The following is a 19,211-nucleotide window of genomic DNA, read 5'->3' as shown; positions in this document are numbered from 1 at the left end:
TTATCGCATAATGATGAACAACTTTGCGTCGGAAAAAAGGGCGCGGGGTTATCCAGAAAAGCCTCAGGGCTTGTCCACAGCTCTTCGTACAGGACCCCGGATGGGGCTTCGGTGTCGTTCGGTCATCCTTTCAGGGTCTGTTCGAGCACGTGCAATGAATGGTTCAGTTCGGCCTGCTTGGTGCGCGATTCCGAAATCTTGCGCACTGCGTGCAGCACCGTGGTGTGGTCGCGGCCGCCGAACAGCTCGCCGATCTCGGGCAGGCTTTTCTGGGTCAATTCCTTGGCCAGATACATGGCGATCTGGCGCGGCAGCGCGATATTGGCCGGCCGCCGCTTGGAGTACATGTCCGCGACCTTGATCTTGTAGAAATCCGCCACCGTCTTCTGGATGTTCTCGACCGTGATCTGGCCGTTGGACACCGAGAGCAAGTCTTTCAGGGCGTCCTTGCAGACGTCCACCACAATGGAGCGGCCGTGGAACTTGGCGTAGGCCAGGACCTTGCGCAAGGCGCCCTCCAGCTCGCGCACGTTGCTGCGCAGGTGCTTGGCGATGAAGAACGCGACTTCCTCCGGCAGGTGCACGCCTTCGGTCTCGGCCTTCTTGAGCAGGATGGCCACGCGCATTTCCAGCTCGGGCGGCTCGATCGCGCAGGTCAGGCCCGAGTCGAAGCGGGAAATCAGGCGGTCGTCGATGCCGGAGAGTTCCTTCGGATAGGTGTCGCTGGTGATGATGATCTGCTTGCGCAGCGCCACCAGGGCCTCGAAGGCGTAGAAGAACTCTTCCTGGGTGCGGTTCTTGCCGGAAAAGAACTGGATGTCGTCGATCAGCAGCAGGTCGAGCGAATGGTAATAGCGCTTGAAATCGTCGAAGGCCTTGCGCTGGTAGGACTTGACCACGTCCGAGACGAACTGCTCGGCGTGGATGTAGCGCACCCGGGCCGCCGGATTCTCGGCCATCATGGAGTTGCCGATGGCATGGATCAGGTGGGTCTTGCCCAGGCCTACGCCGCCGTACAGGAATAGCGGGTTGTACGAAGTGCCGGGGTTCTCGGCCACTTGCAGCGCGGCAGCGCGGGCCAGCTGGTTGGCCTTGCCGGTGACGAAATTCTCGAAGGTGAGCTCGACGTTCAGGCGCGAGCGCTCGTAGATGCCGGTGGCTTCGCTGGGCTCGGCCTTGGGCGCGCGCGGCGGAGCGGGACGCGGCGACTCGGCCGCGCGCTGGGCGGCGCGCGCGGCCGCGGAGTTGACCGCGGCAACCGGATCGGCCGGGAAACCCAGGGCGGCCTGGGCCGGTGCATGCGGCGCAGGCGCGGTGCGGACGTGGCCGTTCCCGCCGCCATGGCCGTTGCCGGCCGGGGCGGAGGGAGCCGTGGACGCCGGCCGGGGCGGCGGCGGGGCCATCCTGGGCGTATCCAGCTCGAACTTGACCTGCACGGGGCGCTGGAACCACTCCGCCGCCAGGGTCTCGATCCGTCCGGAGAAGTTGCTGCGAACCCAGTCCATCTTGAACCGGTTGGGCGCGGCAACCCGCAGCACCGCACCGGCTTCATCGAAGGCCAGCGGTACGAGGGGACGGATCCAGGCGCTGTACTGTTGCGGGGTGAGTTCCTGCTCTAGCGTCTGGGCGCAGGTTTGCCAAAAATCTTCCATGAATCTCGCTAAAGGACCGGTGCGCCCGCACAGGACAGGGGGCGCGGCGGTATTTTGGTGGCTTTTTTGCCGGTCCGGAAACCCTTCATTCTACTCCGGCGGGGCCGAGTTATCCACAGGGCCCGACGCCAGGCCGGCGATCCGGCGGCCGGCCGGGCCGGCGTTGACCTGGATCAAGGCGCGCCGGCGCGCCCGCGCGCACAATACGGCGCGTGAATACGCCATCCCTGTCCGCGGACGCCCTGGGCACGCCGGCCGCCGCTCCTCCTGCCGCTCCGGCAGCCGCCTGCTACCACTGCGGCCAGCAGGGCGCGGTGCTGCGCGCGCCGGTGGCGGGGGCGCAGCGCTGGTTCTGCTGCGCGGGTTGCGTGGCCGTGGCCCAGACCATCCACGGCGCGGGACTGGAGAGCTTCTACCGCTTCAGGACGGAACTGGGGCAGCCGCTGGACGACGCCGATGGCAGCCAGGCCCAGGCGCGTGCGCTGTTCGGCCGCCCGGACGTGGAAGCGCTCTATGTGCGAACGATCGACGCCGACACGGCCGAGGTCTCGCTGACCCTGGACAATCTCCGCTGCGCCGCCTGCGTCTGGCTGTGCGAGCAGCACCTGGAGCGCCAGCCGGGCGTGGTGGCCGCCCACGTCAACCATGCGACCGGCCGGGCCCGGGTGCGCTGGAAGACCGGCCGCACCGACCTGGCCGGCGTGCTCGATGCCTTCGCCGCCATCGGCTACCGGGCCGCGCCGTTCCAGCCGGGCGCCGCCAACGACGCCCTGCGGCGCGCCAAGCGCGGCCTGCTGCTGCGCATGGCCGTAGCGATGCTGTGCATGATGCAGGTCATGATGTACGCCTGGCCGCTGTACCGGCACGAGGCGTCGATCGAGCCCGGCCAATGGGAATTGCTGCGCTGGACCAGCCTGGTGCTGACCCTGCCGGTGGTCCTGTACAGCGCCTGGCCGCTGATGCAGGGCGCCTGGCGGGGGCTGCGCCACCGCCGCCCCGGCATGGACCTGCCGGTGGTGATCGGCATCCTGGCCGCCTTCGCCGCCAGCGTGGCAGCCACGGTGGCCGGCCGGGGCGAGGTGTATTTCGATTCGGTGACGATGTTCGTGGCGCTGCTGCTGGCCGCGCGCTACCTGGAGCTGGTGCTGCGCCACGACGCGCAGGACGGCGGCCGCGCGCTGGCGGCGCAACTGCCGGCCCTCTGTACCCGGCTGCCCGGCTATCCGGCCGCCGCGGCGCCGGAACTGGTCGCGCTGCCGCAGGTGCGCCCGGGCGACGTGCTGCGCATCGGCCCGGGCGAAGCCGTGCCGGCCGACGGCACGCTGCTGGAAGGCGCCACCCGGCTCGACGAGGCCATGCTGACGGGCGAGAGCCTGCCCGTGGCCAAGGCGGCGGGCGACGGCCTGGTGGCGGGCAGCTTCAATACGGGCAGCCCCGTCCTGATGCGGGTCGAACAGGTCGGCAGCCGGACGCGCCTGGCCGGCATCATCCACGCGCTCGACCGCGCGCTCGAGGAAAAACCGCGCATCGCGCTGCTGGCGGACCGGATCGCGGTCGTGTTCGTGGCGGCGCTCATCGCGCTGGCGCTGGTCACCGGCGCGGTCTGGTGGTGGCTGGAGCCGGCGCGCGCGCTGCCGGTCATGATCGCGGTGCTGGTGGTCAGCTGCCCCTGCGCGCTGTCGCTGGCGACGCCGGCGGCGCTGGCCGCGGCCACCTCCCGGCTGGCGCGCCGGGGCGTGCTGGTGGTGAAGGGGCATGCCCTGGAAACGCTGGCGCAGGTGACCGACGTGGTGCTGGACAAGACCGGCACCCTCACCCAGGGCCGCTTCGCGCTGGCCCACATCGAAACGATGGGGCCGCTGGACGCCGCGCGTTGCCTGGACCTGGCCGCCGCCATGGAAACAGGCAGCACGCACCCCGTCGGCCTGGCCCTGGCCGCCGCGGCGCACGCCCAGGGCCGGCCGCTGCCGGCGTTGGGCCGGGCCACGCACCTGGCCGGCCAGGGCGTCGAGGCCGAGGTCGACGGCCTGGAATTGCGCCTGGGCAGCGCGCGCTTTACCGGCATCGGCAGCGATACCGCACCCGCCGGCGAAACCGCCGCCACCCACGTCTGGCTGGCTTCTCCGGACCGCCCCCTGGCGCGCTTCGTCCTGCAGGACGCGCTGCGCGACGACAGCCGCGAGCTGCTCGCGGCGCTGCGGGCGATGGGCAAGCGCGTGCATCTGGTGTCGGGCGATGCCGCGGCCACGGTCCGGCAATGGGCCGACGATCTCTCCATCGGCCATTGCGCGGGCGGGGTCAGCCCCGAGGGCAAGCAGGACTACGTCGCCCGCCTGCAGGCCGGCGGCGCGGTGGTGCTCGCGGTGGGCGACGGCATCAACGACGCTCCGCAACTGGGCCTGGCGCAAGTCTCGATGGCGGTCGCCGCAGGCACGGCGCTGGCCCGCGCGAGCGCCGACGTGCTGTTGAACGGCCAGGGCATCATGGGCGTGGCGCACGCGCTGGATGCGGCCCGCCGCACCCGCCGCGTGGTCCGGCAGAACCTGGGCTGGGCGCTGGCCTACAACCTTTCCTTCATTCCGCTCGCCGCCTCGGGCTGGATCTCCGCATGGATGGCGGCGCTGGGCATGTCGCTGTCGTCGCTGCTGGTCGTGGGCAACGCCTGGAGGCTGCGGCGCTGATGGAAACGCTCTACCTGCTGATCCCGCTCAGCCTGATGCTGGTCCTGGCCGTGGCCGGCGCCCTCTGGTGGGCCGTGTCCGACGGCCAATTCGAAGACATCGACAGCGCGGGCCACGCCATCCTGATGGACGACGATGCGCCCGCCGGTGAGGCCGACGCGCCACACCCCGGACAGCGAACGCACGACAGTTGATTCTGATCAAGGCGCGGCAGCCGGCTCTTGCGCATGATCCCAGCCTGGGGATTCAAAACTACGCATAACCGAGGTCTGCCATGGACAACCGCGCCAGCAGCGCGCTTTCAGGCGAAACATTCAACTATCGCATCGTTCGCCAATTCGCCGTCATGACGGTCGTATGGGGCATCGTCGGCATGGCCGTCGGCGTCCTGATCGCCGCCCAGCTCATCTGGCCGGCGCTCAACTTCGACGTGCCGTGGCTCACTTACGGCCGCCTGCGGCCGCTGCACACCAACGCGGTCATCTTCGCGTTCGGCGGCAGCGCGCTGTTCGCCACGTCGTACTACGTCGTGCAGCGCACCTGTCAGGCGCGGCTGTTCGCGGGGCCCCTGGCGGCCTTCACGTTCTGGGGCTGGCAGGCGGTCATCGTCGCCGCGGCGATCACCCTGCCCATGGGCTACACCACCAGCAAGGAATACGCCGAGCTCGAATGGCCCATCGACATCCTGATCACGCTGGTCTGGGTGGCCTACGCGGTGGTGTTCTTCGGCACCATCATGAAGCGCCGCACCCGCCACATCTACGTGGCCAACTGGTTCTTCGGCGCCTACATCCTGACCATCGCGCTGCTGCACGTGGTCAACAACATGGAACTGCCCGCCACGCTGTGGAAGTCCTACTCCGCCTACGCGGGCGTGCAGGACGCCATGGTGCAGTGGTGGTACGGCCACAATGCCGTGGGCTTTTTCCTGACCACCAGCTTCCTGGGCATGATGTACTACTTCGTGCCCAAGCAGGCCGAGCGCCCGATCTATTCGTACCGCCTGTCCATCGTGCACTTCTGGGCGCTGAACTTCACCTACATGTGGGCCGGCCCGCACCACCTGCAGAACACCTCGCTGCCGGACTGGGCCCAGTCGCTCGGCATGGTGTTCTCGCTGATCCTGCTGGCGCCGTCGTGGGGCGGCATGATCAACGGCATCATGACCCTCTCGGGCGCCTGGCACAAACTGCGCACCGATCCCATCCTGAAGTTTCTCGTGACCGCCCTGTCGTTCTACGGCATGTCGACGTTCGAAGGTTCGATGATGTCGATCAAGACCGTCAACTCGCTGTCGCACTACACCGACTGGACCATCGGCCACGTGCACTCCGGCGCGCTGGGCTGGGTCGCCATGATCACGATCGGCTCCCTCTATTACATGTTCCCCCGGCTGTTCGGCCAGAAGCAGATGTACAGCACCAAGATGATCGAACTCCATTTCTGGATCGCCACGCTGGGCGTGGTGCTCTATATCGCCGCGATGTGGATCGCCGGCGTCATGCAGGGCATGATGTGGCGCGCCACCCAGCCCGACGGCACCCTGACCTACAGCTTCGTCGAAGCGGTCAAGGCCACGTATCCGTTCTACGTGGTGCGCCTGATCGGCGGACTGTGCTTCCTCGGCGGCATGGGCCTGATGGCGTGGAACTTCATCATGACCGCGCGCGGCCAGCGTGCCTTCGATGCGCCGATCCCGGCCGCGGCGCCGGTGTTCCCCACCTCGGCCGAACCGCGCCTGGCTTGAGGGAGGACGAGTCATGAAATCGACGACGCGCACTTCCTTCTTCCGCCACGAGACCCTGGAAAAGAACGTAGGCTGGCTGATCGTGGCCACTATCGCAGTGGTCAGCATCGCCGGGCTGGTCCAGATCGTGCCGCTGTTTTTCCAGCATTCCACCACGACCCCCGTGGCCGGCATGGAGCCCTATTCGGTGCTGCGCCTGGCCGGCCGCGACGTCTACATCCGCGAAGGCTGCGTGGGCTGCCACTCGCAGCAGGTCCGCACGCTCACCGCCGAAGTGCAGCGCTACGGCCGCTACTCGCTGGCCGGCGAGGGCGTATACGACCGCCCCTTCCTGTGGGGCTCCAAGCGCACCGGCCCGGACCTGGCCCGCGTGGGCGGCCGCTATAGCGACGACTGGCACCGCGTCCATCTGAACAATCCGCGCGACGTGGTGCCCGAATCGAACATGCCGTCCTATCCCTGGCTGCGCAAGACGCCGGTGGCACGCGACGACATCGAGGCGCGCATGCGCACCCTGCGCAAGCTGGGCGTGCCCTACAGCGACGAGCAGATCGCGCAGGCGGCCGGGGAACTGGCGAACAAGACCGAAGAGGACGCCCTGGTCGCCTATCTGCAGGGCCTGGGCGTGGAAGCGAAGAACCTGGGACAGTGAAAAATGGCTAGCTTGATGATATCGATCGCGACCGTGGTGTCGCTGCTGACCTTCCTGGGCATCGTGGCGTGGGCCTGGTCCGGCGCACGGGCGCAGGCCAACCGCGAATCGGCGCTGCTGCCGTTCGCGCTTCCCGAAGAGAGCGCCGTCGCGGCGCACGGCGAGGAGCGCGCGCAATGAGCGATTTCCATACCGACTTCTGGGGCTACTACATCAGCGCCATCGCGCTGGCCGGCATTTTCTGGTGCGGCTGGCTGCTGATGTCGCAGCGGCGCATCAAGAGTGCACCGGCCGATGCGAGCGGCGCGGTGGCCGATACCGGCCACGTCTGGGACGAAGACCTGCGCGAGCTGAACAACCCGCTGCCGCGCTGGTGGATGTGGATGTACCTGCTGACCTGCATATTTTCGGTGGGCTACCTGCTCCTCTACCCCGGGCTGGGCAAGTTCCAGGGCTGGCTGGGCTGGTCCAGCACCGGCGCGCTGGTCGAGCAGCAGGCCCGGTTGCGCGAACAGGTGCAGCCCGTCTATGCGCGCTTCGAAAACATGGACATCCCCGCCATCGCCAGCGACGCCCAGGGCCAGGAGATCGGCCAGCGGCTGTTCCTGAACAACTGCGCCCAGTGCCACGGCTCGGATGCCCGCGGCAGCAAGGGATTCCCCAACCTAGCCGACGGCGACTGGCTGTACGGATCTTCGCCCGAAACCATCTACGAAACGATCGCCAAGGGGCGCCACGGCGTCATGCCTCCGTTCTCCGAGCAGCTGGACGCGCGCGCCATCGCCGACGTGGCGCAATACGTGCGTTCGCTCTCCGGGCTGGCGGCGGATCCCATCAAGGCGGCGCGCGGCAGGAGCGATTTCAGGTCGACCTGCGCGGCCTGTCACGGCGTGGACGGCAAGGGCAACCAGATGCTGGGCGCCCCCAACCTGACCGACGGCGTATGGCTGTACGGCAGTTCCGCCGCCACCATCGCCGAGGCCATCACCAAGGGCCGCGACAACCAGATGCCGGCGCATGAACACCTGTTCACGCCGCAGCAGATCCGCCTGCTGACCGCGTACGTATGGGGTCTCACCCGGCCCGGGGAAACCCCGCGATGAACACCACGGAAGAATCGTCCGGGAGGCGCGCCGCGCCCCGGGCCGCCGGCAACGACGAGGGCCTGGAACAAGCGCTGTACGAGGTCCGCCGCAAGATCCACCCGCGTTCGGTCAGCGGCGTGTTCGCGCGATGGCGGGTCGTGCTGGTGCTGCTCACCCAGGCGATCTTCTACGGCCTGCCCTGGCTGACCTGGAACGACCGCCAGGCGGTGCTGTTCGACCTGGGCGCGCGCAAGTTCTACCTGTTCGGCATGGTGCTGTGGCCGCAGGACATCATCTACCTGACGCTGCTGCTGATCCTCAGCGCGCTCGCGCTGTTCCTGTTCACCGCGGTCGCGGGGCGGCTGTTCTGCGGCTACGCCTGTCCGCAGACGGTCTATACCGAGATCTTCATGTGGATAGAGCGGCTGGCCGAAGGCGACCGCTTCGCGCGCATCCGCCTCGAGGCCGCGCCGTGGACGTTCGACAAGATCCGGCGCAAGGCCGTCAAGCATGCGCTGTGGCTGGTCGTGGCGGTCTGGACGGGCTTGACCTTCATCGGTTATTTCAGTCCCATCCGCGAACTGGCGGGCCAGGTCTGGCAGGGCGACCTGGGGCCGTGGCAATGGTTCTGGCTGGTCTTCTACAGCTTCGCCACCTGGGGCAACGCCGGCTTCATGCGCGAGCAGGTGTGCCGGTACATGTGTCCGTACGCGCGCTTCCAGAGCGTGATGGTCGATCCAGACACCTACGTGGTCACCTACGACGGCGGCCGCGGCGAACCGCGCGGCAGCCGTTCGCGCAAGACCGACCCCCGCTCGGTCGGGCTCGGCGACTGCGTCAACTGCAGCATCTGCGTCCAGGTGTGCCCCACCGGCATCGACATCCGCGACGGCCTGCAATACGAATGCATAGGCTGCGGCCTGTGCATCGACGCGTGCGACCAGGTCATGGACAAGATGCAGTATCCGCGCGGCCTGATCCGCTATACCTCGGAGCGCGCCATCGAGCTGCGCCTGACGCCCAGCCAGGCGCGACGCCGGCTGGTGCGGCCGCGCGTGCTGATCTACAGCGCAATCTGGCTCGCGCTGGCCGCGGCCTTCGTCGGCCTGCTGGCTACCCGCGAGCCGCTGCGCATGGACGTGATACGGGACCGCTCGGTACTGGCCCGCGAAGTCGAAGGCGGGATGATCGAGAACGTCTACCAGCTGCAATTGATGAACGTCACCGAGCAGGCCCAGCACCTGCGGCTGGACGTCCAGGGCCTCCCCGAGCTGCGGGCGCAAGGCCTCGACGGGAGCGTCGGCATCGAGCTGGCGCCGGCCTCGAACCGGCTGGTGCCGATACGGGTATCGCTGCCGGTCGGCCAGGCCCAGCCGGGTACGCATCGCATCGAGTTCGTCGTGCATGCGGACGGCAACGGCGGCAAGCCGACGGTGCTGCAGGAAAAATCGAGTTTCATTGTTCCATAGCGGTTCGGTCTGAACCCCGACAGAGCGAGGTATGCAGATGCAGCAGCAATTGGATAGGGATGCCGGGCCCTGGTGGAAAGAACCCTGGCCCTGGTTGTTGATGGCCGGCCCCGCCATCGTGATCGTGGCATGCATCGCGACCATCGCGCTGGCCGTCACGCACGACGATCCGCCGGTGCCCGGCCCCATCGTCAAGCGCGGCCTGGTGGTGGAGCAGGCGCGATGAATCGCCGGCGCGCGTTCATGTGGGTGCTGTGGCCCGCCTTCCTCGCCAGCTCGGCGGCCGCGGTGGTGGTGTTCACCTTGCTCGACCCTCGTGGATTGGCCATCGGCGGCCATCCGGTCGAGATGTCGCGCGAGGCGTTCTATACCTGCGCCTTTTTCCTGATCTGGGCGATCGCCGGGGTGTCGAGCGGCCTCACGCTCTACTTGTCGAACGGCTCCGCGCGCTCGGACGGCCGCGACGCCGACGAGCTCCTGTGAACATGGCGCGGCGTGCGCGGCTCCCCATGCGGCATCGATGCGGCGATGCGCGGGAGGGCACATGACCGCCTGGGCCCTGTCGTCGGGCTGGCCGGCGCTGACCGGCATGCTGCTGCTGGGCTTGCTGGGCGGCGTGCATTGCGCCGCCATGTGCGGCGGGCTGGTCATGGCGATCGAGCACAGGCATGCCCCGCGCCTGATCGTGCTGCGGCGCGCGGCGCCGTGGCGGCTGGGCCTGGAAACCCTGGTGATGCACGGCGGCCGCATCCTGACTTATGCCATGCTGGGCGCGCTGGCGGGCGGCCTGGGCGGCAACGTCTGGCGCCAGCAATGGCTGCCGCTGCAGCGCGGCGCGCTGGTCTTGGGAGCCTCCCTGCTGTGCATCTACGGCACGGTGCTGGTGATGCGCGCGGTTCGGCCGGACGCGGCCCCGGGCGCCGCGAACCGGTGGCGCGCCGCGCTGGTACGGGCATGGATGGCCACCGGAGCCCGTGTGGTGCAGTCCCGCGCCGCCGCCGCGGTACGCGCCCGCCTGGCGGGCAGGCCGCTGCTGGAGCGCTTCCTCACCGGCCTGGGCTGGGGACTGATGCCATGCGGCATGTCGCTGGGCGCCCTGGCGATCGCGCTGGTGGCGGGCAATGCCGCGTCCGGGGCGCTGGCCATGGCGGCATTCGGCCTGGGAACCCTGCCCAACCTGGTGGCGATGTCCGGCCTGGCCGGATGGCTGCGGCGGCGCGCCCGGCTGCGGGCCTGGCGCATCGGCGGCGGCACGGCCATCGCGGCATTCGGCATGGTCGGCCTGGCGCGCGCCGCCACCTTGCCGGCAACCTTGCTCGAACAGGGATTCTGCGTCGTCTGGTGACCGAAGCGGCTTGGCGCCCGGCAGCCCCATACCACGCTCAGTAGCCGATTTGCCGGTAAAACCTTGACAGAAACAGATTAATTTGACAGGATGGAGGGCTTTCCGAACTTCGAGCTGAAGATCGGACGGAATCCAAGACCCTGGGTTGGCAGTCTTTCCGCTCTGAACCATGCTGGGCATGCGCGCGCTTTCCTTTCGCAGGAGGGTTGCCGGCTGCGCCTGGCCCATTCACAGACCGGGACTGCGCAAGCTTCCGGGGCGGCTTTCATACCCATACCGGAACTCAGCAGGAACTGCCATGAAACGTACCTATCAACCTTCCGTCACCCGTCGCAAGCGCACCCACGGTTTCCGTGTCCGCATGAAGACCCGTGCCGGCCGCGCCATCATCAACGCCCGCCGCGCCAAGGGCCGCAAGCGCCTGGCCATCTAAGGGCCGCGCAGCGCCAGTCCGCCGCCGGCCGTTGCGGCAGCAGGACAGGCCTCGCAGCACAGCAACATTGAATCCGCGCGCGTCCTTCCCCGGCACCGCGCGGCTGCGCAGCCCGGCGGAATTCGCCCCTGCGCTGAAAGGGCGCCGCCTTGCAAAAGGGGCGCTTTTTGTTTTGAGCGCGGCCGCATCGGCCCAACCCAGGCTGGGCTTGGTCGTGGGCAAGCGTTTCGCGCCGCTGTCGGTCAGCCGCGGCGCCCTCAAGCGCGTCGCGCGCGAGGCCTTCCGGCTGCGCCGCGCGGAACTGCCGGCCGCCGATTATGTCTTGAGATTGCACGCCCGCATTCCCGCATGCTCGCTGACGGAACTCAAGCGCCAGGCCAGGCAGGAGATCAACGCCCACCTGGGCCGCGCGATCAAGGCCTGGCGGCCGGCGCCCGTCCCGGAGCAGGCAGGAAACGGGCAATCAGGATAGACCGGCGCGCACGTGCGCGGTCGAACGGCGAGGACAGACAATCGTGACGCACCAACCAGGCAAGGGATTACCCAAGGGTTCCACGCCGGCGCGCCGCCTGCTGATCTGGCCCATCCGCTTCTACCGCTACTTCCTGAGCCCCTGGATCGGACAATCCTGCCGCTTCACCCCCACCTGTTCCGCCTACACCATCGAGGCCATCGAGCAACACGGCCCCGCCCGCGGCACCTACCTGGGCCTGCGCCGCATCTGCCGCTGCCACCCCTACGCGCAAGGCGGCCTTGATCCCGTGCCGCCGGCACACCCAACGACATCCCCCCCCACGAAGCACGCCCAAACCCAGGGCACAGCGGATCCGGCTCAGCCGGTCCGCCAGTGCCGCCCCCCTGGGGGGGCGCGCGAAGCGCGTAGGGGGGGGACCTAGTACACTAGCGGACTTTGCCGCGACGACTGGAAACTACCGTCCATGGACATGCAACGCACCATCCTCTGGATGATTTTTTCGCTATCCCTGCTTTTCCTGTGGGATGGCTGGCAGAAACACAACGGACATCCTTCGATGTTCGGATCCGCGCCCGCCAAGACGGCGACCGCTCCCCAGAACCCTGCCGCCCAGCCGCCCGCCGACCAGGCCGGCGTGCCCAGCGCCGATAGCGCGCCCGCGCCCGCGGCGGGCAGCGATGCCGTCCCCGGCGCCTCCGCGCCGGCCCAGCAGGCCACGCCGGTCGCGGCCGAAAAGGTCGTCATCACCACCGACGTGCTGCGCCTGACCTTCGACACGCTGGGCGCCCAGATCGTCAAGGCCGAGCTGCTCAAGCACGGCGACAGCGACGACCGCGAGCGTCCCACCGTGCTGCTGGACGATTCCGCCCAACGCGTCTACCTGGCGCAGAGCGGCGTCGTCGGCGCCGCCAGCGGCGCTTCCTTCCCCACGCACCGCACGCCGTTCCGCATCACCACCCCGGCGCGCGAACTGACCGGCGACACGCTCGAGGTCTCGTTCGAAGCCGAAAGCGGCGGCGTCAAGGTGCTCAAGACCTACATCCTGCACCGCGGCGGCTATGCCATCGACGTGCGGCACAACCTGGTCAACGTCAGCGCCGAGCCCGTCACGCCTTCGCTGTACTTCCAGCTGACCCGCGACGGCAACAAGCCGCCCGGCGAAAGCCACTTCTACAACACCTTCACCGGCCCGGCCGTCTACACCGCCGAAGGCAAATTCCAGAAGGTCAACTTCTCGGACATCGAAAAGGGCAAGGCCAGCTTCGCCAAATCGGCCAACGACGGCTGGCTGGGCATGATCCAGCACTACTTCGCCGTGGCCTGGGTGCCGCCCGAAGGCGTGGCCCGCAACTACGACATGACCAAGGTCGGCAGCAACCTCTACGCCGTGCGCGCCATCGAGCCGGTCGGCACGCTGGCGCCCGGCACCGGCAGCACCGTCGACGCGCGCCTGTGGATCGGCCCGCAGGACCAGGCCGCCATGGCCGCCATCGCCCCCGGGCTGGACCTCGTGGTGGACTACGGCTGGCTGACCATCATCGCCAAGCCGCTGTTCCTGCTGATGACCTGGCTGCACAAGATACTGGGCAACTGGGGCTGGACCATCGTCGCGCTGACGGTGATCATCAAGCTCGTGTTCTTCCCGCTGTCGGCCGCCGGCTACAAGTCCATGGCCCGCATGAAGAAGGTCGCTCCGCGCATGCAGGCGCTCAAGGAAAAGTACGGCGACGACCGCCAGAAACTCAACGTGGCGATGATGGAGCTGTACCGCACCGAGAAGATCAATCCCATCGGCGGCTGCCTGCCGATGATCGTCCAGGTGCCCGTGTTCATCTCGCTGTACTGGGTGCTGCTGGCCAGCGTCGAAATGCGCAACGCGCCGTGGATACTGTGGGTGCACGACCTGGCGGCGACCGATCCCTGGTTCATCCTGCCCGCCATCATGATGGCCACCATGTTCCTGCAGATGAAGCTCAACCCCACGCCGCCCGATCCCGTGCAGGCCAAGGTCATGATGATCATGCCCCTGGTGTTCGGCGGCATGATGTTCTTCTTCCCCGCCGGCCTGGTGCTGTACTGGGTCGTGAACAACGTGCTGTCCATCGCGCAGCAGTGGTACGTCACCCACCACCTGGTGAAAGCCTGACGGCATCGCGGGGCGGCCGCGCCGCCCCGGACGTGCTTCGCGGCCCCGGCTTCGTCCGGGGCCGTTTGTTTTACAGTGTGGGCAACGCCCGCCAGCGCTCATTCCCGCCATGTCCCATTCCGACCAGGATCCCATCGCCGCCATCGCCACCGCCGCCGGACGCGGCGGCATAGGCGTGGTGCGCGTCTCCTCCCGCCAGCCGCTCGACGGCCTCATGCGCGAGCTGCTGGGCCGTACGCTCACGCCGCGCCACGCCCACTACCTGCCGTTCCGCGACGCCGGCGGCACCGCCATCGACGAAGGCATCGCGCTCTCCTTCCCCGCGCCGCACTCCTACACCGGCGAACACGTGCTCGAACTGCAAGGACACGGCGGCCCCGTCGTGCTGCGCCGGCTGCTGGCGCGCTGCCTGCAGGCCGGCCGCGAAACCGGCATGCGCCTGGCCGAGCCGGGAGAATTCACCCGCCGCGCCTTCCTCAACGACCGCATGGACCTGGCCCAGGCCGAAGCCGTCGCCGACCTCATCGACGCCTCGTCCGAAGCTGCGGCGCGCAGCGCCGCAGCCTCCCTCACCGGCGCCTTCTCCAACGAAGTCCACGGCCTGGCCGACCGCATCGTCCATCTGCGCATGCTGGTCGAAGCCACCCTGGACTTCCCCGAAGAAGAAATCGAATTCCTCGAGAAATACCAGGCCCGCGAAACCCTGGCGGTCATCCAGTCCGACCTCGCCCGCCTACTCTCCCAGGCCCGCCAGGGCGCCATCCTGCGCGAAGGCCTGCACGTCGTGCTCGCCGGCCAGCCCAACGTCGGCAAATCCAGCCTGCTCAACGCCCTGGCCGGCTTCGAAGCCGCCATCGTCACCCCCATCGCCGGCACCACCCGCGACAAAGTCGTCCAAGAAATCGCCATCGACGGCGTGCCGCTCCACATCGTCGACACCGCCGGCCTGCGCGACACCGAAGACACCGTCGAGCGCATCGGCATAGAACGCACCTGGGCCGAGATTGGCAAAGCCGACGTCATCGTCCACCTCATCGACGCCACCCGCCCCGGGCCCGAACTCGATGCGGCCATCACCTCGAAGCTGCCTCCGCGCACGCCCGTGCTCGAGGTCGTCAACAAGATGGACCTGGCCGAACCGGGGCAGGTCGCACAGCAACAGGCCGAAGGCACCAAGCGGCTATACGTCTCGGCGCGGACCGGAGAAGGGCTGGACGCGCTCAAGCAGGAACTGCTCGCGATCGCCGGCTGGAACCCTTCGTTCGAATCGCCCTACCTGGCGCGCGAGCGGCATATCCAGGCGCTGCTGGTGACCGCGGATCACCTGGAGATCGCGGGCGAGCATGCGGCGCAGAGCGATCGGGTGCTGGATTTGTTCGCGGAGGAATTGAGGTTGGCGCACGAGGCGCTGACGTCGATTACAGGGGAGTTCAGCAGCGATGATTTGCTGGGGGTGATTTTTTCTCGGTTTTGTATTGGGAAGTGAGCTCAAAAACCCTTGGCAAAAACACATACGGGCCGATCGAACCCACCTAACCGGCGAAAATTAAACGGATGTCGCAAATCCCAAACGGGATGAACGAAACAAAAAATACCACTTGTTTTCCCATGACAACCGCAGAAGCGCGGACACCCGAATAGCTTGGAAGTGGCTCATGAATGCATACGAATTGCTGCAACGTTTGAATCTATTGGATGAAAATGAGCGTATCGAGGCCAAGCGCGCTCGGGAAAGCGGCAAATCAATGTTGGAAACCATCTGTGCTTTTGCCAACGAACCGGGCTTGGGGGGAGGCTGGCTGCTGCTGGGCGTCATTCGAGAAGAAATGGCGCTATTCCCTGGATACGAGGTAGAAGGGGTATCCCATCCCGACAAGCTCAGTGCTGATTTGGCTAGCCAATGCGCCAGTGTATTCAACCAGCCGCTGCGTGTGGATATCAGAACCGAAACTCTCGACGACAAGCCGGTCATCGTCGTGTTCGTACCCGAAGCCATGCCGCAGGACAAACCCGTCTATTTCAAATCCACCGGCCTGCCAAGGGGAGCTTTCCGCCGAATCGGTAGCAGCGACCAGCGCTGTACCGAAGATGATTTGACCATTTTTTATCAATCGCGCCAGCAAGAAAGCTTTGATGCCGGCCTGGTACCCGATGCGGAACTAGACGACCTTGACGAGGCCGCTATTGCCGACTATCGGCAGGCCCGTGCGGAAGCCAACCCGGATGCTGAGGAACTACGCTGGACCGACACCGAGTTGCTTCAGGCTTTGAAGGCCATTCGGCGCGATGCAACAGGTCAATGGAAACCCACCGTTGCCGGTTTACTATTGTTTGGTAAGGTTTTGGCCCTGCGGCGTAGTTTTCCCATGACGCGAGTGGATTACATTCGCGTACCCGGCCGTGAGTGGATGCCGCACGCGGAACGCCGTTTCGACACTGTAGAACTGCGTGCTCCCCTATTCAGCCTGTTGCGTCGCACTCAGGCCGCTATTCTGGACGACCTGCCCAAGGCCTTCGGTCTTGATGAAGGCTCTTTGCAACGTAGTGACAAACCTGTCATCCCATTGCGGGCACTGCGTGAGGCCCTGGTCAACGCTTTGATGCACCGTAGCTACCGTACCCATGCTCCCGTGCAGGTCATCCGTTATGCAAATCGGCTGGAAATCCGTAATCCTGGTTTTTCGCTGAAGTCACCAGAGCATCTGGGTGAACCCGGCTCCATGCCACGCAACCCGACCATTGCCGCAGTACTACATGAAACCCGCTTCGCCGAAACCAAAGGCAGCGGCATCCGCGCTATTCGCGAGGCCATGGACGCGGCCGGGTTGGCGCCCCCCTTGTTTGAATCCGACCGAGGGCAGGACCAGTTCATTACTCAGTTCCTCTTCCATCATTTCCTGGGTGAGGACGACATCCGTTGGCTTGGCCGATTCCGAGAACTCCATCTATCCGATGAAGAGGCGCGTGCCTTGATCGTAGCTCGTGAGGCCGGCGTCATCGATAACGCCACTTACCGTGCTTTGAACAAGGTTGATGCGCTGGCCGCCAGTGCCGCACTACGCAAACTGCGCGATGCAGGTTTGTTGAGCCAGCAGGGGAGGGGCTCTGCCACTTGGTATCAGCCTACCGAGCGACTGATCGGAAAAGCAGGCGAACAAGATAGCAAGTCTGAGCCGTTATCTAGCGAGTCAGACGGCTTATCTAGTAAGCCGAGTTCCTTATCTAGTAAGCCCGGTTTCTTATCCAGCAACCTTGAATCCGAGGCGCGTAACACTCTGCTGAACCAACTGCCAGGTCAGTTAGCCGCGAGGGTCGGCGGATTGGGCCAGCGGCATCCTCCAGAACAGGTACGGGATCTGGTCGTCGCACTATGCCAATACCAATCCTGGAAGGTCGAGGAACTTTCTCTAATCCTATCCCGCAATCCGGAAACCATTCGACAGAACTACCTGCGCCCCCTGCTGGCGCAGAAGCGCATCGTTATGACTCTACCGGATACGCCCAATTCGCCGCAGCAGGCATACCGAAGTATGGAAAGAAATGAATCATGAATGTCGAAAAGATGCCGCAACTCAGTACGCAGCAACTCGAGCAATAAGGAAGCAATGAAGCCTCCCCCAACGCGCCAAGCTCCATAATGCCCCCAGTCACGAATTCCTCCCCCCTGCGCATCTGGGTCGACGCCGACGCCTGCCCCGCCGTCGTCAAGGACATCCTGTTCCGCGCCGCCGACCGTTGCACGGTCCAGGTCACGCTGGTCGCCAACCAGATGCTGCGCACGCCGCCGTCGCGCTGGGTGAGCGCGGTACAGGTGCCGCGCGGTTTCGATGTGGCCGATGCGTATATCGCCGCGCAGGCGGCGACGGGGGATCTGGTGATTACGGGCGACATTCCCTTGGCTGCCGAGGTGCTCAAGAAAGGCGCGGCGGTGTTGAATCCGCGCGGCGAGCGCTATACCGAGGCGACCATAGGCGAGCGCCTGGCGATGCGGGACATGCTGGAGGAACTGCGGTCGAGCGGCGTGGCGACGGGCGGGCCGTCGGCGTTCAGCCAGGCGGACCGGCGGGCGTTCGGCAATGCGCTGGACCGGTTCCTGCAAAGCGCCCTGGCGGGCCGGCCCAGCGGGATGCCCGGCCTAGCCTAGCGCCAGACGCCGCCGCATCCACCTGACCTGCAATACGACCAGCGTCCCCAGCAGCACCAGGTTGGCCAGGTTGGACAGCACCCCGGCCAGGAAGGCCGGATCGTACGACGCATGCTGGTCGTACATGTACCCCGCAAGCCATCCGCCCACCGCCATGCCGCAACCGCTCATCAGCATCAGCGAGGGCACTCGCCAGTAGGCCTCCTTGGCGGGAAAGGTCTCGCGCACGGCTAGGACGTAGGCGGGAATCAGGGCGCTGAAGCCCAGGCCGAAGGCGATGGATACGGTGAAGAGCCCGAATTGCTCGGTGACGTAGAGATAGCCCGAGACGGCGATGACCTGCATGACTGAACTGATCAGCGCGGTCCGCAGTCCGCCGATGCGGTCGGCGACGAGTCCCCATGCCTGCCGGCTGATGAAGGCAGCGGCCAGCAGGATCGAGAGCATGGCGGCGCCCACGGCTGCCGGAAGGCCGCGATCGGAGCACAGTGCGACGAGGTGGCCCTGGGGCATGGCCATGGGGATACAGCAGAGGAAGGCGGCGCTGGCCAGCATGACGAAGATGACGTTCGGGCGCAGGCCGAATACGGTGGCGGCTTCGCTGCCGGTGCGGTCCGCGGCGCGGACGGGCGCATCGCCGGCAGGCTGGAGGAAACGCACCGCCAGCGTCAGGACGACGATGGCCTCGAGCAGGCCGTAGCCCAGCATGGTCGCGCGCCAGCCCCAGGTGGCGATGGTGTGCTCGAACACGAGGGGCCATACGACGCCGGCGATGTAGCTTCCGCTCGACAGCAGGGCCAGCGCGGAGCCGCGCCGGCGTTCGAACCACTGGCTGACGTAGACGTACAGCGGCGCGTTCAGGCCGCCCATGCCGAAGAACCCGATGAACACGCCGTGGCCGATGTACAGCAGCCAGGGCTCGCCCAGGGTGGAAATGAACAGGCCCAGGCAGACCGATACGGCGCCGATCATCACCGTCCAGCGCACGCCGAAGCGATGCGCGAGCCGCCCCATCAGCACGCCGCCCAGCGCGGAGCCGAGCCAGGCCAGCGATCCTCCCAATGCGGGCACGGAGCGCGCTCCGCCCATTTCTCCGGCGATCGCCTTGAGCCCGACCGTGGAAACCAGCGGCGCGCCGAACGTCATGCCCAGACAGCAGAGGGCGACGGTTGCGATGATCCAGGATGCCCTGGAATCGACCTGCGGAAGGGAAGCCATATCGTCAGATACCCATTCGTGGCCTCGCGCGCCGGGCGGGAGGGCAACGGCCTATCGGAAGGCCGTCGATGGCTTCCGTCGTCCGCCCCGGTTCTTGGCCGGGCGGGCGAGCGCCAGGGTACCATGACCGGTCCGGCCATGCAGGGAGCAGGGTATGGCCGCTG

At 66.8% G+C, this 19,211-nt stretch carries 19 protein-coding genes; 17 read left to right on the top strand and 2 right to left on the bottom strand.

The window, feature by feature from the left end; genetic code table 11:
* Positions 1-122: 122 nt before the first annotated feature.
* Complete coding sequence (gene dnaA / locus PIGHUM_RS02155) at positions 123-1,652, bottom strand: chromosomal replication initiator protein DnaA (RefSeq protein ID WP_124077592.1); 1,530 nt, start codon at positions 1,650-1,652, stop codon at positions 123-125.
* Positions 1,653-1,864: 212 nt separating this feature from the next.
* Between dnaA and PIGHUM_RS02150 the strand changes: the two genes are divergently transcribed.
* From PIGHUM_RS02150 to PIGHUM_RS02070, 17 genes are all read left to right on the top strand, one after another.
* Positions 1,865-4,333, top strand: coding sequence for a heavy metal translocating P-type ATPase (locus PIGHUM_RS02150; RefSeq protein ID WP_246012865.1), 2,469 nt, complete (start codon positions 1,865-1,867; stop codon positions 4,331-4,333).
* Positions 4,333-4,527, top strand: a complete 195-nt coding sequence (ccoS, locus tag PIGHUM_RS02145) for a cbb3-type cytochrome oxidase assembly protein CcoS (RefSeq protein WP_160142104.1) — start codon at positions 4,333-4,335, stop codon at positions 4,525-4,527. The genes PIGHUM_RS02150 and ccoS overlap by 1 nt, the downstream gene beginning before the upstream one ends.
* Before the next feature lie 80 nt (positions 4,528-4,607).
* Positions 4,608-6,080 (top strand): cytochrome-c oxidase, cbb3-type subunit I, encoded by a 1,473-nt coding sequence (ccoN, locus tag PIGHUM_RS02140; protein ID WP_124077590.1) that lies wholly within the window; start codon positions 4,608-4,610, stop codon positions 6,078-6,080.
* Positions 6,081-6,093: 13 nt separating this feature from the next.
* Positions 6,094-6,732 carry a cytochrome-c oxidase, cbb3-type subunit II gene (gene ccoO, locus PIGHUM_RS02135; RefSeq protein ID WP_124077589.1) on the top strand — a complete coding sequence of 213 codons (639 nt, stop codon included), beginning with the start codon at positions 6,094-6,096 and terminating at the stop codon, positions 6,730-6,732.
* 3 nt (positions 6,733-6,735) lie between these two features.
* Positions 6,736-6,912 (top strand): cbb3-type cytochrome oxidase subunit 3, encoded by a 177-nt coding sequence (locus tag PIGHUM_RS02130; protein ID WP_124077588.1) that lies wholly within the window; start codon positions 6,736-6,738, stop codon positions 6,910-6,912.
* Positions 6,909-7,835 carry a cytochrome-c oxidase, cbb3-type subunit III gene (gene ccoP, locus PIGHUM_RS02125; RefSeq protein ID WP_124077587.1) on the top strand — a complete coding sequence of 309 codons (927 nt, stop codon included), beginning with the start codon at positions 6,909-6,911 and terminating at the stop codon, positions 7,833-7,835. Before PIGHUM_RS02130 ends, ccoP begins: the two co-directional genes overlap by 4 nt.
* Entirely contained in the window at positions 7,832-9,286 is a 1,455-nt protein-coding gene (gene ccoG / locus PIGHUM_RS02120; RefSeq protein WP_124077586.1) for a cytochrome c oxidase accessory protein CcoG, read from the top strand. Before ccoP ends, ccoG begins: the two co-directional genes overlap by 4 nt.
* 31 nt (positions 9,287-9,317) lie before the next feature.
* On the top strand, positions 9,318-9,512 hold the full coding sequence (locus PIGHUM_RS02115) for a FixH family protein (RefSeq protein WP_425466660.1): 195 nt from the start codon (positions 9,318-9,320) through the stop codon (positions 9,510-9,512).
* On the top strand, positions 9,509-9,769 hold the full coding sequence (locus PIGHUM_RS02110; RefSeq protein ID WP_124077584.1) for a hypothetical protein: 261 nt from the start codon (positions 9,509-9,511) through the stop codon (positions 9,767-9,769). The genes PIGHUM_RS02115 and PIGHUM_RS02110 overlap by 4 nt, the downstream gene beginning before the upstream one ends.
* 61 nt (positions 9,770-9,830) lie before the next feature.
* Positions 9,831-10,631, top strand: coding sequence for an urease accessory protein UreH domain-containing protein (locus PIGHUM_RS02105; protein WP_124077583.1), 801 nt, complete (start codon positions 9,831-9,833; stop codon positions 10,629-10,631).
* 298 nt (positions 10,632-10,929) lie between these two features.
* Positions 10,930-11,064 carry a 50S ribosomal protein L34 gene (gene rpmH / locus PIGHUM_RS02100; protein ID WP_124077582.1) on the top strand — a complete coding sequence of 45 codons (135 nt, stop codon included), beginning with the start codon at positions 10,930-10,932 and terminating at the stop codon, positions 11,062-11,064.
* A 67-nt stretch (positions 11,065-11,131) separates the two neighbouring features.
* Positions 11,132-11,536: a ribonuclease P protein component gene (locus tag PIGHUM_RS02095; RefSeq protein WP_124077581.1), complete on the top strand. Its 405-nt coding sequence runs from the start codon at positions 11,132-11,134 to the stop codon at positions 11,534-11,536.
* 43 nt (positions 11,537-11,579) lie between these two features.
* Positions 11,580-11,960, top strand: coding sequence for a membrane protein insertion efficiency factor YidD (gene yidD, locus PIGHUM_RS02090; protein WP_124077580.1), 381 nt, complete (start codon positions 11,580-11,582; stop codon positions 11,958-11,960).
* A 42-nt stretch (positions 11,961-12,002) separates the two neighbouring features.
* Positions 12,003-13,685 (top strand): membrane protein insertase YidC, encoded by a 1,683-nt coding sequence (gene yidC / locus PIGHUM_RS02085; RefSeq protein ID WP_124077579.1) that lies wholly within the window; start codon positions 12,003-12,005, stop codon positions 13,683-13,685.
* A 109-nt stretch (positions 13,686-13,794) separates the two neighbouring features.
* Entirely contained in the window at positions 13,795-15,171 is a 1,377-nt protein-coding gene (gene mnmE, locus PIGHUM_RS02080; RefSeq protein ID WP_124077578.1) for a tRNA uridine-5-carboxymethylaminomethyl(34) synthesis GTPase MnmE, read from the top strand.
* Between the two features lie 169 nt (positions 15,172-15,340).
* On the top strand, positions 15,341-17,236 hold the full coding sequence (locus PIGHUM_RS02075) for an ATP-binding protein (protein ID WP_124077577.1): 1,896 nt from the start codon (positions 15,341-15,343) through the stop codon (positions 17,234-17,236).
* Between the two features lie 113 nt (positions 17,237-17,349).
* Positions 17,350-17,829, top strand: coding sequence for a YaiI/YqxD family protein (locus PIGHUM_RS02070; RefSeq protein ID WP_124077732.1), 480 nt, complete (start codon positions 17,350-17,352; stop codon positions 17,827-17,829).
* Here the strand turns inward: PIGHUM_RS02070 and PIGHUM_RS02065 are convergent.
* Positions 17,821-19,047, bottom strand: coding sequence for an MFS transporter (locus PIGHUM_RS02065; protein ID WP_124077576.1), 1,227 nt, complete (start codon positions 19,045-19,047; stop codon positions 17,821-17,823). The two genes, PIGHUM_RS02070 and PIGHUM_RS02065, sit on opposite strands and share 9 nt — an antisense overlap.
* Between the last annotated feature and the right edge of the window lie 164 nt (positions 19,048-19,211).

The organism is Pigmentiphaga humi (genome assembly GCF_900606115.1).
Taxonomy (GTDB): domain Bacteria; phylum Pseudomonadota; class Gammaproteobacteria; order Burkholderiales; family Burkholderiaceae_B; genus Pigmentiphaga; species Pigmentiphaga humi.
This window is presented reverse-complemented; position numbering and strand designations above follow the sequence as displayed.